We start from the raw sequence: 13,661 nt of genomic DNA on the forward strand, positions 1-13,661 counted from the left end.
AGGAGCTCTCTTTCAGGTAAGGTGAAGATAAGAAAAATTCTACTATTTTCCTTGACTTTCAAAACAGTACCTTTATCCACAGGGATTTGATGGGTTTAGAATCTTTCTTACAAAAATATTTCTAATGATGTCAATAGACAGCTTCCCCTGTTTTGGCTATTTAATTCTTTCTTTTACATAAACGAGTTAAAATTCTAGTCTATGTCTTTTGTTATGGGTTAAAACCTTATTTTTACCTGCCGGATTTTCTTCACAGGGCTAACTTTTAAGCGCAACAGCATTGGCATGAAACAGCTTTACCTCGGATCCCTTTTTGGCAGCTCTTTGCTGTTCTTTTTTTTTGTGTTTAGTATCACTCCCCTAAATGCCCAGACGGTACAGTGGGCGCGCTCGCTGAAAGGAAACTACACCGGTAATTTTGGCCTGTCAGCTGTTGACGGGCAGGGGAACATCTTTCTGCACGGAGAGTACACAGGCACCGTGTATCACGGCACCACCGCATTGCCAGGAGCTTATCCTGCAACTTACGACAGAGTATTGATCAAGCACAGTCCAGACGGAGCACCCCTATGGTACAAAAAGAACAAGGGTATGAAAAACGGTATTGCCACCGTAGGTGTTACCGACAGGGATGGAAATTACTATGAACTGTCCGGCTACACGAATGGCGTCTTTGATAACTCCATCATACAGCCTTCCGGCACGACTGCGTATTTTACCAAGTTTACGCCTGTAGGGCAGCGCCAATGGATAAAATTTTTAAATGGTGGCTTTCTTTATCCAGGCAGGCTCTTTCAGAATCCGTCCGGGCAGCTTGTCTTTACCATGAATGTGGAAGGGAGCTTCTGGTATGAAAACGAACTAGTGTCGTCAGAGAACGGTGCCGCCTTCATGATGCAGATGAATCCTGAAAATGGAAGCATAGCCTCCAAGCTCCCTGCTGAGCCTTACACGCCTTTCCGGATGGATCAGGAGGGGAATTTTTATGAGACAGGCATGCACCAAGCTCCGCTGGTACGCAAGCTGGATCCACAGCGCCGACTGCTTTGGCAGAAGAACATAAACAGCAATACAAACAACACCTACATAAGTAATATGGAAGTGGACGTGGAGGGCAATACCTACCTGACAGGAACCTACTGTGGCCGTCTCTCCATAGACCAGTTGGAGGTATCAGCAGAATGCAACCCCCAGCAATCCGGCATGAACGCGTTTATTGCAAAACTAGATATTGAAGGAAATGCCGAATGGCTGAAAGACTTGGGGCAGTATTTTAACGGCGGTATATTCAGATTGCTCCCGCACCCGGAAGGTGGGCTTTATCTGGCAGGTATAAACAGTGGCAATTCCTCGCTTTGGGGAACACCTCTACCTGAGGGGCTCTTTATCTCACGCTTAAGCCTAGAGGGAGGCATACTTTGGTTACGAAGCTTCGCGGCGGACACCCGGCTGTCTCATCTCTCCCTTAGACCTTACCCCAGCGGCTTACTTTTCGCTAGTACACTATTGAGTACATCAACAGGAGCTGCATTGGATTTAGATGGACATAAAGTCGCAAAGGAGCCTGGCAGTCACACCTTTTTCTATGCTTATGTGAAAGAGGAGAAGGCCTGTGCCCCGATCCCACAGGTGAAGCTTCCGGCCCCTTACTGCCCCGGTGCGCCAGGCGAACCTGTGGAGGCAGTTGGAGAAAACATTCGCTGGTATGCCGATGCCACAGGCATAGCTCTCCTGGCAGAGGGGAACCAATACCAGCCTACACTTTCAACTACCACTACCTTTTATGTAACACAGTCCGTAGAGGGATGCGAAAGTCGACCAAGGGCAGTTGAGCTAAAAGTAAGGGAAAAGCCTGCCGCGCCGATGTCTTCGGCCAAGGTGCTTTGCCTAGGCGATATGCCTGTTCTTTCCGCACTGGGCCAGAACCTGCGCTGGTACAAAGATGCAGGCCTGCATACGCTTGCTGCCACCGGTAATGATTTCCGACCCGCTATTTCCGGTAGTGCCTCCTTTTATGTGACACAGACTGTTGACGGGTGTGAAAGTGCTGCTACCGAGGTAAGGGTATTGGTTAACCCGCTACCTGCTGCACCGGAAGTGAGCAGCTCCTACGTCTGTGATGGTGTATTACTGGTTCCCCTAGTTGCTGTCGGTTCTCAGATAAGCTGGTATACGGATGCCGCCTTGACAAATAAAGTAGGAGAGGGGAACCAGTACTTTCCTGCCAATGCTGTACCAGGTCACATGTTTGTGACGCAGCGTGTAAACGGGTGCGAAAGTGCAGCCGCCATAGCCGAGATTAAAGCTGGAAGTGAGAATTACTTGAAAGAGAAAGTAGCAAACATTATTACCCCGAACGGGGATGGACTAAACGATGCTTTTGCAATTCCCGCCTTAGTTGATGGTAGTTGTATTGGCAATTTCAATAGAGTTATTATTCTGAATCGCTGGGGCAAAACCGTTTATGAAAGCAAGATCGCAGACTTTGCTTGGAGGGCGCAGGGGCAGGCTACAGGAGTTTACTTTTATGTACTCTCATTCGATAGTTTCACTTTCAAAGGTAGTGTTACAGTAAGTAGATAAGACACTTAAATGCTACCTGTACAACGAAGCAGTTAGTGTTAACTCTCAATGGCTTAAGAATCATGTGTTTCCTGCCGTAAATAAGCTTCTGCAAGTGTCTTTACCTTATGCAATGCTCTATGGAACCGAAGGGGAAGAATCATCGAACCAAAAAAGCCGCTCCATTTGATGTGGAGCGGCTTTTTTTCTGTAGTAGACCAAAGGATGGAATTATTGAACCATTTGCATGAAGATTTAGCTGCTTTAGGTACTTATTTCCTTAATGATAAGAAACTATAAAATATAATAGTTTTATAATTTGAGGTCAGGCATACACCTTTCTTACTCTTGTCTAAAAGCTTCTACTTCCTTGTAAAGCGCTAAGGCTTTTGCTACCGATTTGCCGCCTGAGCCTGCTATAAGTTTCTGAAACCATTTTTTATCCAGGTTCTCCGCTGTTTGGTTTTTGTACAGCCAGTAGGCCAAGTAGGTAAAAGCCGATGTTAGTATAACCTGGAACAGGATATACTGGAGCCCGACACTGTGAGGAAACCAGGTGTCGCTTAAATAAAAAGTTGTCCAGAAGGGAAGCTGCAAGACCATCGTTCTGGCGTGGCTGATAATGGAGAGCTGGAGCTTTAAAAGTTTTTGCTGTATTTCCGTTACAGGCCCATCGTAATCAATGGTATTTACCCAGATTAAGTGCCTGACGTAATCGGTAAATCCTTTCAGGTTAATCAGGGCTATAGCAGACATGGAAACGATAAAATAGTTGGCCGCTGAGCTATAGTTGGAAATAGCGTAAAACAGCACGTAGCCCAGCACGATCAGGTAAAGTATAAACGCCACCATGCCGCCTGTTTTTAAACGTTTTAAGGGATTTAAAGCATTGTGTGCTTTTTGATGAATCGTTTCTTCCAGTAGGCGTCTGTTAATAGAAAGCGATTGCTCAATTTTATCATGCTGCGCTTTCCATAAGTTGATGAGTTCTCTATCTTCCATGATTACTTAATGCTAATGCTTCAAATTTTTGTTTTAATACCTGCTTGATTCTGCTGATTTTGGTGGCCACGTTGCTCTCGGATATACCCATGATCTGGGCAATTTCCTTTTGGGGCCTTTCTTCCAGGTAGAGCAGAATCAGGGCTCTGTCCAGCTCCTTTAGCTGGGCGATAAAGCGCTGCAGCACACCTGTATTCTTCTCTATCAGGTCCTGTTCGCTTTCATCCGTAAAAAGCATAATCTGCTCTGGCAAAGGGTTGGCGATTTCCTGCCTTCGGTTCTCTTTTCGGTAAAAAGAGATCGCCACATTAAGGGCAATCCGGTAGATCCAGGTAGTATATTTATACTGCCCATTGTAGCTGTCAAACGATTTCCATAACTGTACAATAATTTCCTGGAGAAGATCTTGCCTGTCATCCGGGTTATGGCAGTAAGCATTCGTTACCTTATAAAGAATGCCTTTGTTGGCTTCCACCACAGACAGAAACAGGTCAGCGTTAGTTGGCTGTTTCATCTGATCTCGTTTCGTTGATAGGTTTCAGTTTCAAGTACTTTTTAGATGCCTGTTGTTTTGGATGAATGGGTTGAAAGTAATAGTGGTTTCTTGTAAGTGAAATACTACAGCCTGTATTCAGGAACATAAGTGCTGTGACAAGTACAAGAAACAAGAAACGCTTGGTTGTGCCATTGAGCAAGCGTCCTATTAGAGTCCAACGCACCAGCACCAAATAAGAAATCATCCCGATGGCTATAGTGCCAAGAACTGAAACTGTTAATTTAAGCCACATATTCCAGGATACATCCAGTAGTTGAAATTGGATGATAAACAGTACAGGCAAATGAATTAAGTATATCCAGTAAGATGCATCCGCAAGATAGCGGAAAAGCGCACTATGTTGCGTAAAGTATTTTTTACTGATTAAAAGTACAGCCAGCGTCATAAAGAAGGCAATGTAAGCTTCCAGTACAGCTTCTAAAGTATGGGTTGCAGTAAGCTCGGGACCTGTTCCGTTGCTCATAACTGCTTCAATTGCAACCGTTTCGGGGAGCATAGAAAATAAGACAAAGTATAAGCTCACCCCGGCTCCGACTAAGTATGGCCAATAAGGTTGTAAGCGGTCCACAAACCCTGTGCTTTTAAACAAACCAACGCCAAGGATAAAGAACAGCCCGTAAAACCCAAACGACCACAATTGAGGTGAAAAGCTTTCCGGGGCGGGATGGGGAATAGGTTGTGAAAGCAAGGCCGGAAACAATAATAGGGGGAAAGCTGCTACAAACAGTAGCGGAGCCTTGTTTAAACTAGACTGCAGCCACTTGAACCCAACTGTTTTATAGATGACAACTGCCAGCAGGATGAAAAACACGAGCTGGTACAAAAACCAAAGGTGCATGGTAGTAATCGGGGCTGCGGGAGCATCCGGCATTTTACTAAAGGAAGTAATTAACGCCAACATGGGAGAAGGGTTTTCTACGGCCTGGATGGCCCAGCCTATAGTTGCCCCTGTTGCTACAAGAACCAATGGCAAAAAGATCAGAAAAGGGAGTAATATACGCAGCGTCCTGTTTCCAAGCATTTTTTTGGCTCCTCTTTTCTCAAGTAAAAAGCAGGTAAAGAAACCAGCGATCAAAAAGAAAACAGGCATCCGGAACAAATGGAAAAACCAGGCGACTACATCTACAAGTACGGATTGTTGTGTATCGGCGGTAAGCCACAAGTAATGCATCAGGGGGCTATAAGCAAGCGAAGCATGAAAAAGTACTCCTAGCAGCATAGCCGATGCCCTTAGGTTGTCCATGTAATAGAGCCGGGCTACTGGCAACTCTTGCTCAGTATGCAAAGTTCTGGCAAGAGGCTTTTTAGTATTTAGAGTGACGTCCATCGGGTTGGCTTGTTGATTGTGAGTTTGAAGTTTGGATTACTTCATTATTCGCATAAAGCCTAAGAATATCACACCGAGGGAAAAAATCTTTCTGAATTTTTCACAACAAGTGATCGTTGTCAAAAAGTTTTTATGTTGCTGCCGAGTTGGTTCTTGCTACACTTAAACCGCTTAGAGAAGAAGGGGAGAAGCTATGTGGTAGGCAGGGGTAAGGAGTATAAGCTTAAAGATAAGCTGGTTTCTTTGAAAGAAGATTATGTGTGATAAGGGTAAGGCTGATTTATGAATTGTGACTAGATGTGACCCGAAAGTTCGATAAGTCTCCCCTTCGGGTAAATTTATTACGCAAAAAACCCGCTCCATTTAATGTGAAGCGGGTTTTGTATTTCTGTAGACCAAAGGAGTGAATTATCGAACCATTTCCACGGGGATTTGGTAATTGTTGAAGAGTATTGTGTTCGGATCACTTGAGATAGTTAAACCTTAAGAAATTTTAATGTTTGAGTCTGATTATCCTGTTCTACTTTGATAAAATAAACACCTCGCTTAAAATTGCTAATTTTTAATTCATATGATACAAAGGTGCTGACTTTTTGTATTATACGTCCAGTTGAATCGGTAACAGTTATGTAAGCTTTCCCAATTGAAGGTAATTGAATAAATAATCTTTCTGTTGCCGGATTGGGATATACATTTGCTTGCTCATGAGCTTCATCGTAAATACCTGTCACAGGTGACGTGTTCTCACCTATCAATCTTGCGATTCTATTTCTTCCAATTCCATTGTAGCTTGTAAATTCTCCTCCCACCAACATTCTACCGTCTGATTGTAATGCAATTTCATAAATATTACCATATTCAGAGTTGAGAACGAAGGTGAGATCCTTACTCAAATCAGCATTCATGCGGATCATCATTATCTGCTTATTTTCGATCCAAAAGAGCCCTCCCAAAATAATCTTTCCATCATCTTGCAGTAAGATCGTATTGGGCCCACCATGGTTGAAGCTAAAGCCTGCGTCAAGACTACCATCTGCATTTAAGCGGAAAAGTTGATTAACGTTCTCTGTTCTGTTGGCACTTCCTCCTAAAATAATCTTTCCGTCTGGCTGTATTACTATTGAATGAGTAACAAAGCCAGGGCCAATACTATAGTAGCCAACTTTTGGTTTAAAACTAGTATCAATACTGCCATTTGTATGTAAACGAGTTAATCCGTACATATAGATTCCATTGTAACTCCAAAAGGAACCTCCCACAATAACTTTACCGTCAGGTTGTAGAGCAATAGCAGATACAGTGCTACTGAAGCCTGAACCTACATTAAATGTTTGATCTAAACTTCCGTCAGTATTAAGTCGGACAATTCTGTTACAGTTAGTTCCATTATAGCTGGTAAAATTGCCTCCTAATATGACTTTTCCATCAGGCTGCAGCACAGCTACTTCTACATCATTATCAAAGCCTGCATATATTTTAAAAGAGTTATCTAAAGTCCCATTATCATTTAGGCGTATGATCTTGTTAAAAGTACTTCCATTGTAGATAGTAAATTTACCCGCTATAATTATCTTACGGTCTTGCTGTAACAAGATGGATTTGACAGAGCCATTGAAACCAGAGCCTATTTCAAAACTATTGTCTAAAGTACCGTCAGAGTTAAGACGCGATAATCTATTTTGTAAAGTCCAATTATAGTTGGTGAAGTCACCACCTACTAGTACTTTGTCATCTTGCTGTATGGCTATTGCTCTAACTGTATTGTTAAAGCCGCTGCTTGGATTGAAGTTGCTATCCAAACTGCCATCAAAGTTCAGGCGGACAATTTTGTTAAACCTTTCTTCATTGAAGTAATCAAATTCGCCGCCAACAACTATTTTACCGTCAGGTTGAGGAGCTAATGTTTCAACTTGGCTAGCTGAAAGATTAACGGCTAAAAAGCCAGTCCCTAATTTAAAGCTAGTATCTAGGCTCCCATCGCCATTTAAGCGTGCAACTCCATTAAGGCTAACTTGATTATATTTAGTAAAATGCCCGCCTACAAGTATCTTGCCGTCTGTCTGATATGAAATCGTTTGAATTCTATTGTCAAAACTAGAATTTGGGTTAAAGCTTGTGTCGAGGCTTCCATCAGTATTAATACGTGCAATCCTGTTGCGATCAATTCCATTATACTTGTGAAATTCCCCTATAACAATAATTTTACTGTCTGGCTGCAGCAAAATTGATCTTATAGTTCCTGCGCCATAACCACTATGGATAGAATGAAAGCCAGAACCTGGATCGAAGCTATCGTCTAGTCTTCCGTCAGAATTCAAGCGAGCAATTTTACTGCGGTACACACCATTTCTATATTGGGAGAAGTCTCCTCCTATTACGATCTTGCCATCCGCCTGTAAAGCTATTGCATCTATAGTAGCATTAATACCATATCCTGAATTAAAGCTGTTGTCCAAGCTCCCATTTGAGTTTAGGCGAACTATTTTATTAGTTCTGATCTCGTTGAAGTAGTCAAATTCACCTGAAATAACAATTTTGCCGTCAGGTTGAATAACCAATGCTTTAGCATCTTTTGAAGTGAAGCCAGAACCTGTATTGAAACTTGTATCGAGGCTCCCATCGGTATTTAAACGAACTATTCCATTGCAGCTAATTCCATTATAACTATTGAATACTCCTACAATTATAACTTTCCCATCCGGTTGTAGTGCAATAGCAGGTTTATAGAAGGTGCTTATACCATCTGGAAAACCTGTTCCAGGGTCAAAGCTGGTGTCAAGGGTACCATCGGCATTTAAGCGCGCAACACCATTACGTGAATAATTACTATACTTTGTAAAAGTACCTACAATTAAGATTTTGCCGTCTGGTAATACGAGGCTATTACTAACTCCCTCGTTGAATCCATCTCCAAATCCTACATCAGATTGATTAAAAGTCAAATCAAGATCAAATGGATTCTGAGCCTTTGCATCAAAACTGAACAGCAGACAAAACTGTAATAACATCAAGATTTTAACGGATAGTTGCTGTGTGTTAAGTAAAAGTTGTTTCATTAAGCAGTAGATTAAATATGGGGTGATTATTTATTTAAGTAATTTGGTATTAGGGACTTGAAGACGAGACTTATTTTCCCAATTAATAATATGGGAAAGGATGAAAATAAATTTTTAAAATAATAATGCTATTTGAAAAGCAAATATTTTAACCTCGTTTATATCTGATTGCCTAGGGTATAAGATTATGTTACCACCAATGAATTTTGCTCCTAAAAATATTTCTGCTTTTCGTTAGCAGAATAGTAGAAGCTCATAGTGTTCATTATAAACTTTTACTTCCGTTTTGCCGAAAAATTGTTTTTTTATAACATAATGACCTACTTTATATATAGGATTTCAAATATAACTATTAATTAGTAGTGGCTATATCATTTAGAATGGTTGTATTAATACTATTTTTTTATCAATGTATTAGAAGAACAATTGACTTTGATTATAGTGTATTTGATTACACCTATATGCATATAAAATAGGGAGCTGCACTTTTAAAGTTATAGAGCAGTTGGAGTGGAGCTAAAGCTGGTTCCTTAACTCAAGAACAATAGATTGTAGTAGTGTTCGAAGTAGAGTAATAAGCAGCTCCAGTTATTTCTGAAGCGCCTTTTTTTATAGTAATTGTCCCGTCCTAAAATAAGTTGACTGACTAGTCCTGAAATAGGTTTACTAAATCGTCTCATAAAATAGCTGCTTGTGAGACGAAAGTTACTGCCTAAAGTTGTTCCTGCAAACATATTTGAAAGCCTGGATGTCAGACAGAAAAATTCAAGTTGCCGCATCTTAAACCAATCTGATTTACTGATTCTTGAGATCATTTAGTGAATCATGTGGAGGTTCAGGAACAAGTAATAGGATAAGAAGCGTGTGTGATAAGTACAGAGCATGAAGGGTGGGGAAGAGGGTCAACCGGCAAGAGCAACAGCAGCAAAAATCATTTCTATTACTTTTCTGTTACTCTGAAAAAAAGCGGCTTAAACTGTTGCTTAAGCCGCTTTTTGCTGTTTACACAGTAGACTAAAGGATGGAAGTATCGCACTATTTCCACAGAGACCTTTTGCTCTTGCAAGAGCTCATTCTCATTTCTGGGTAGGGTATACTGAAGCAGAGGAATTGTCTCAGTCCGTCAGTTACGCACTACTTTTGTGGTATAGGCACTGTCGCTTTTTATCACTTTGACCAAGTAAATCCCCTTAGCCTTTGGGAGCATGATTCTCGATTCCTGCTGTCTTAACTGCGCTTCCTGTAAAACTTTTCCTTCAACACTCAGTATCTGGACGGTTGCATCATATAAACTCGGCTGATCCTGATTATCAAAGGCTATAACTATTTCGCCGTTACTGGTTGGGTTGGGATAGAGCTGCAGCTTACCTGCTGCAAATTCTTTCAGCCCGGTTAGCACACTAAAGTGCAATGTGTTTGAATTGGCGATGCAGCCAGAAGCATAAGTTACTTCTACCCGATATTCCCCGGATAGGGTTGGTGTGATTTCCCTTGTGTTGAAAGACTGCAATTGCCCATTCAAATACCACTTGTAGCTTATTCCTTCGGAGGCGAGTAGTTTGCCGCTGCTTTGGGTTAGCTGTGCTGTAGGGGCAGAAGTAACCTCAATAGGTGTAGGTTGGGAGGTGGTGGGCGGATAGCTGCCGTTTTTACTTACTACACTATAACTACCAGCTTCGGTCGCCGTGAAAGTGTTTGCAGTAGCCCCCTCTATTGCCTGTCCGTCTTTCAGCCATTGGTGGGTATAGCCTGTGGCGCTATATGCAGTTAGTGTTGTGCTGATGGCTTCATTTGTACAGAAGGAGGTTCTGCCTGCTGTGGCTATTCTTGCAATGGAGTTCTGAAACTGTTTTACATTTTCCAGTACAAACGCTGATTTGCCTGAAATAGCCAATAAATCCATATCACCGTCCCCGTCAAAATCAGCGGCCCGGAAAGCATTGTCAGCTCTATAGCCTGAGGGGAGCAGGTGCGTCATGTCACGGAAGAAGCCACCGTAGTTAAGGAATACCTTGCCAGGTACACTATTACCTTTGGTCACTAGGTCAATCCACCCATCCTTGTTCACGTCAACAGCATCTACCCATACTACCCACTCTTGGTTGGATGTTGATTGTGAAAATGCCACAGGAAGAAGATCTGAGCGGTCAGAGAATCCGCCTGCGCCGTCATTAAAAAGCAACTGGAGGAATGCACCTTGGTAAAAAGGATTGCCTCTTGTGTTGTTGCTAACTAAGTCCGGGTCACCGTCGTTGTCAAAATCGGCTACTGCTACACCAACACCTATCCATGTGTTGTCCGGCAGTTTGTTCAGCCTGCTTTTGGGGGAAATGTCAAACCTGCCCTGCCCGTTGTTGAAGAGGATCAGGTTTTCGCCGCCGTTTTCATCTGCCCCCAAAAACAGATCCAGATCGCTGTCCCTATCAAAATCAGCAAAGACGCTGGAAGTATATACCTGGTTTCTGGAGGCAACTGAGGCTGGCAAAAGGTTAGCCCCGACTGTAAATACACCGGTTCCGTCATTCAAAAGCATACGGGGGCCGTTGGTGCCGCCACCTATGTTAGCAAAATACACATCCAGATCACCGTCCTTGTCGATGTCGCCTACCGTTACGTGATGCGTAAAATCAAGGGCCGCCGGAAACCTGGTGCTTGTCTCATCCTTAAGTATCCCGTCTGTCTGTTGGATGAAAATAAGGCTTTGCTCACCGGGGAACGGATCAATGTCGGTGCCGTGGCCTATGATAATGAAGTCATTCAGGCCATCGCCGTTAAAATCTCCCTGGGCCGAATGTCGCGCATGTACCATCTGAGGAGAATTGGTAAAAGTCTCTGATGTTTTTATCAAAACCTGGTTGTTTTCTATTGTAAGGTACTCTAATGGGCGGAAAGCACCTGGAGGCGGCAAAGGAGGCCATTGAAGTGAAGATCCTACGAAGTCATGCTTATCGGCGCCACGTCGGAAGGGGAAAACCTCAGTTAATGCGTGCTGGATTGGAAGCTCGTTCTGATGTAGCGTATAAAAGGGCCCATTGTTTAGGACGAAATTGTCTGTCCAGCTTGGATCCTGCGCATCTGCAGTTGATGCAATCCCTAATTGCAGATGCAGGTTATTGACAGAAAGGTCCCGTACAGTTTGACCCTCGCCTTCGTCCATTTTCCAGAATGCTACCAAACCTGTAGCTGTGGGTGCGGGATTGGTTTCAGCCAGGGAAAGAATCTCAGCTGCAGAGAGTGCCCTGCTCCACACAGAGGCCTGCATCAGATTTCCGTTCACGCCGCAGCAATAGTTTGTCCCATCAATGCCCCCTCCAATGCCGAAAGGCACCTGGTTTACGGGTGGTGTGCCTGGGCTTGCCGTGCTTCCGGCTTCCTGGCCGTTTATGAACAGGCGCATTGTACCATTTTGAAGTGTGGCAGCGACGTGTGTCCAGGTATTTAGCGGTGCATCGGCAGGTGCAGTGACAGACCGGTAAGAGCCTGCACTGCCCGTTGTCTGTACGAACTCAAGGCGGTTTCCATTGTTGCTCCAGCTTATTACATAACTCATATATGGGTCTTGCCCTCGGTTAGGAGCTGGCTTTCCCATTACTATGGAATAGGGAGTTCGGGAGGAGGGATTTACCCAGCAACTCATGGTAAACTCACTTCCCAGATCAAGCTGGCCTTTGACTGGAGCTAAAAGCAGCTGGTTGTCGAACTTAAGGGAGTTCTCCTGCCTGGCGGGCGTGAGCTGGGCCAGCGTATGGTGCAGAATAGTGGCGAGTAGAAAGACTGTCAGTAAAGGTCTTCTCATAATAAAAGGCTTTTAAGGGTGAAGTTGAGGGTTATTTTTAAAGCTCGCTTTTGGGATGCTTTAAAGCATAGGGAAATGCAAATGTAGTGCTTTTGGGGAGTCTGCACAACTCTTTGATACACAGTTGGTGCCGTCGATTCTGTCTTTCTTTGTTGATTCTTATCCAGTGGCACGCAGTACTGTTAGCTAGTTTACTTATTTGAAATAAAGGACTTCAAAAAATAAGTAGTGAATCTCCGAAGGGGAATTTTATCGAACTAAAAAAGCCGCTCCATTTAATGTGGAGCGGCTTTTTAATTGTAGTAGCCCGTAGGGGAATCGAACCCCTGTTACCAGAATGAAAATCTGGCGTCCTAACCCCTAGACGAACGGGCCGTTCTGTCTAATTGTGGTGCAAATATACTAGCTGTTTTTTTAACCGCAATAGGGTGTAGTTATATTTTCGTTGATTACTTTAAAAGTGGCTGAATCTCAGGTAGAAAATTTTTAGCGCCAATTATAGAATTGCAGATTTCAACCTATAAGAGGTTATTGCGTTAGATAAATTCCGATAGTCACAGAAAAAGAGAAACAAAATGAGTAGAAGAATTCAGTATGCAGGAGTAAAGCCAGAAGCTTTTGAGGAAATGAAAACCAAGTTAAAGCAAATGGGCCTTTCGCTGCAAGCCAATAGTGGCAGTTTCAATGAAAAAGGGGTTTCCGGAAAATATGATTACAACCAGGAAGCACAAATGCTGGAAATTGCTGACTTAGAAGTTGGTTTTCCGGCAAGTATGATGCTGAGCGCAGATAGCCTGCAAAAACGCATGACTGAACTTGTTCAACAATATGGAGGAGCACCAAAAGTGTGATCTATAAGCCTTGAAAGTTAAATATACGTATATGTTACTTGAACTATAAGTCTGAACTAATACATGAGAACTATGAATGATACAAACTCTGAAAATCAGAATAAACAAAGCCAACAGAATAATACGAACCAGGACCAGCAGAAGAAGAGTAATGGAGAAGGCATACTTACCTTACTGCAGCCCAACGATATGTCTAAAACGGTAGAATCGGCTATGCATGTCATTCAGGGGCGCCATGAGAAGCTGCCTGACCTGATGCATGACTTAGGCACAATATTACTAAAAGCAGCCAGGCGCATGACCACCACCCAAGTTGTACTTGCAGCAGGAGCCTTAACAATTGGTGCTGTGCTGTTGGCGAGATACAACTCCAACGACGAAGAGTTTTCTTATTCCTAATAAGGGAATTTAGATGTTTTTGAGAAAGAAATGCCTTCAGTAAAGTAAACTGAAGGCATTTTTATTTTTAAGTGCCAAACTAAATTTTGTGGTACGGGTTTTGATTAGCTTT

The 13,661-nt window shown here is 42.9% G+C and carries 8 protein-coding genes and 1 tRNA gene; 3 read left to right on the top strand and 6 right to left on the bottom strand.

The features are described 5' to 3' along the window. The first annotated feature begins 285 nt into the window (after positions 1 to 285). Complete coding sequence (locus Q1A23_RS14095; RefSeq protein WP_299824402.1) at positions 286 to 2,583, top strand: gliding motility-associated C-terminal domain-containing protein; 2,298 nt, start codon at positions 286 to 288, stop codon at positions 2,581 to 2,583. 321 nt (positions 2,584 to 2,904) lie between these two features. On the opposite strand, the gene Q1A23_RS14100 is transcribed toward Q1A23_RS14095, so the two are convergent. The 6 genes from Q1A23_RS14100 to Q1A23_RS14125 form a co-directional block, all read right to left on the bottom strand. After that, positions 2,905 to 3,564 carry a hypothetical protein gene (locus Q1A23_RS14100; RefSeq protein WP_299824404.1) on the bottom strand — a complete coding sequence of 220 codons (660 nt, stop codon included), beginning with the start codon at positions 3,562 to 3,564 and terminating at the stop codon, positions 2,905 to 2,907. Further along, positions 3,554 to 4,078, bottom strand: coding sequence for an RNA polymerase sigma factor (locus Q1A23_RS14105; RefSeq protein ID WP_299824405.1), 525 nt, complete (start codon positions 4,076 to 4,078; stop codon positions 3,554 to 3,556). Before Q1A23_RS14105 ends, Q1A23_RS14100 begins: the two co-directional genes overlap by 11 nt. Then, on the bottom strand, positions 4,062 to 5,447 hold the full coding sequence (locus Q1A23_RS14110; protein WP_299824407.1) for an acyltransferase family protein: 1,386 nt from the start codon (positions 5,445 to 5,447) through the stop codon (positions 4,062 to 4,064). The genes Q1A23_RS14105 and Q1A23_RS14110 overlap by 17 nt, the downstream gene beginning before the upstream one ends. Positions 5,448 to 5,923: 476 nt before the next feature. Beyond that, complete coding sequence (locus Q1A23_RS14115; protein ID WP_299824409.1) at positions 5,924 to 8,503, bottom strand: T9SS type A sorting domain-containing protein; 2,580 nt, start codon at positions 8,501 to 8,503, stop codon at positions 5,924 to 5,926. A gap of 1,123 nt (positions 8,504 to 9,626) precedes the next feature. Then, positions 9,627 to 12,299 (bottom strand): FG-GAP-like repeat-containing protein, encoded by a 2,673-nt coding sequence (locus Q1A23_RS14120; protein ID WP_299824411.1) that lies wholly within the window; start codon positions 12,297 to 12,299, stop codon positions 9,627 to 9,629. Positions 12,300 to 12,602: 303 nt separating this feature from the next. Continuing rightward, positions 12,603 to 12,674 (bottom strand) — tRNA-Glu (locus Q1A23_RS14125). A gap of 200 nt (positions 12,675 to 12,874) precedes the next feature. Here Q1A23_RS14125 and Q1A23_RS14130 point away from each other — a divergent pair. Together Q1A23_RS14130 and Q1A23_RS14135 are read left to right on the top strand one after the other, a co-directional pair. Further along, complete coding sequence (locus Q1A23_RS14130; RefSeq protein ID WP_299824413.1) at positions 12,875 to 13,150, top strand: hypothetical protein; 276 nt, start codon at positions 12,875 to 12,877, stop codon at positions 13,148 to 13,150. Between the two features lie 72 nt (positions 13,151 to 13,222). After that, positions 13,223 to 13,549, top strand: coding sequence for a hypothetical protein (locus tag Q1A23_RS14135; protein ID WP_299824415.1), 327 nt, complete (start codon positions 13,223 to 13,225; stop codon positions 13,547 to 13,549). Positions 13,550 to 13,661 lie beyond the last annotated feature (112 nt).

Origin of the sequence: uncultured Pontibacter sp., assembly GCF_947492645.1 — a bacterium.
In the GTDB taxonomy this organism is placed as follows: Bacteria; Bacteroidota; Bacteroidia; order Cytophagales; family Hymenobacteraceae; genus Pontibacter.

Excerpts from the sequence above, each read along its gene's own strand:
- Q1A23_RS14095 (WP_299824402.1), top strand. The coding sequence starts at position 286 with ATGAAACAGCTTTACCTCGGATCCCTTTTTGGCAGCTCTTTGCTGTTC.
- Q1A23_RS14100 (WP_299824404.1), bottom strand. The coding sequence starts at position 3,564 with ATGGAAGATAGAGAACTCATCAACTTATGGAAAGCGCAGCATGATAAA.
- Q1A23_RS14105 (WP_299824405.1), bottom strand. The coding sequence starts at position 4,078 with ATGAAACAGCCAACTAACGCTGACCTGTTTCTGTCTGTGGTGGAAGCC.
- Q1A23_RS14110 (WP_299824407.1), bottom strand. The coding sequence starts at position 5,447 with ATGGACGTCACTCTAAATACTAAAAAGCCTCTTGCCAGAACTTTGCAT.
- Q1A23_RS14115 (WP_299824409.1), bottom strand. The coding sequence starts at position 8,503 with ATGAAACAACTTTTACTTAACACACAGCAACTATCCGTTAAAATCTTG.
- Q1A23_RS14120 (WP_299824411.1), bottom strand. The coding sequence starts at position 12,299 with ATGAGAAGACCTTTACTGACAGTCTTTCTACTCGCCACTATTCTGCAC.
- Q1A23_RS14130 (WP_299824413.1), top strand. The coding sequence starts at position 12,875 with ATGAGTAGAAGAATTCAGTATGCAGGAGTAAAGCCAGAAGCTTTTGAG.
- Q1A23_RS14135 (WP_299824415.1), top strand. The coding sequence starts at position 13,223 with ATGAATGATACAAACTCTGAAAATCAGAATAAACAAAGCCAACAGAAT.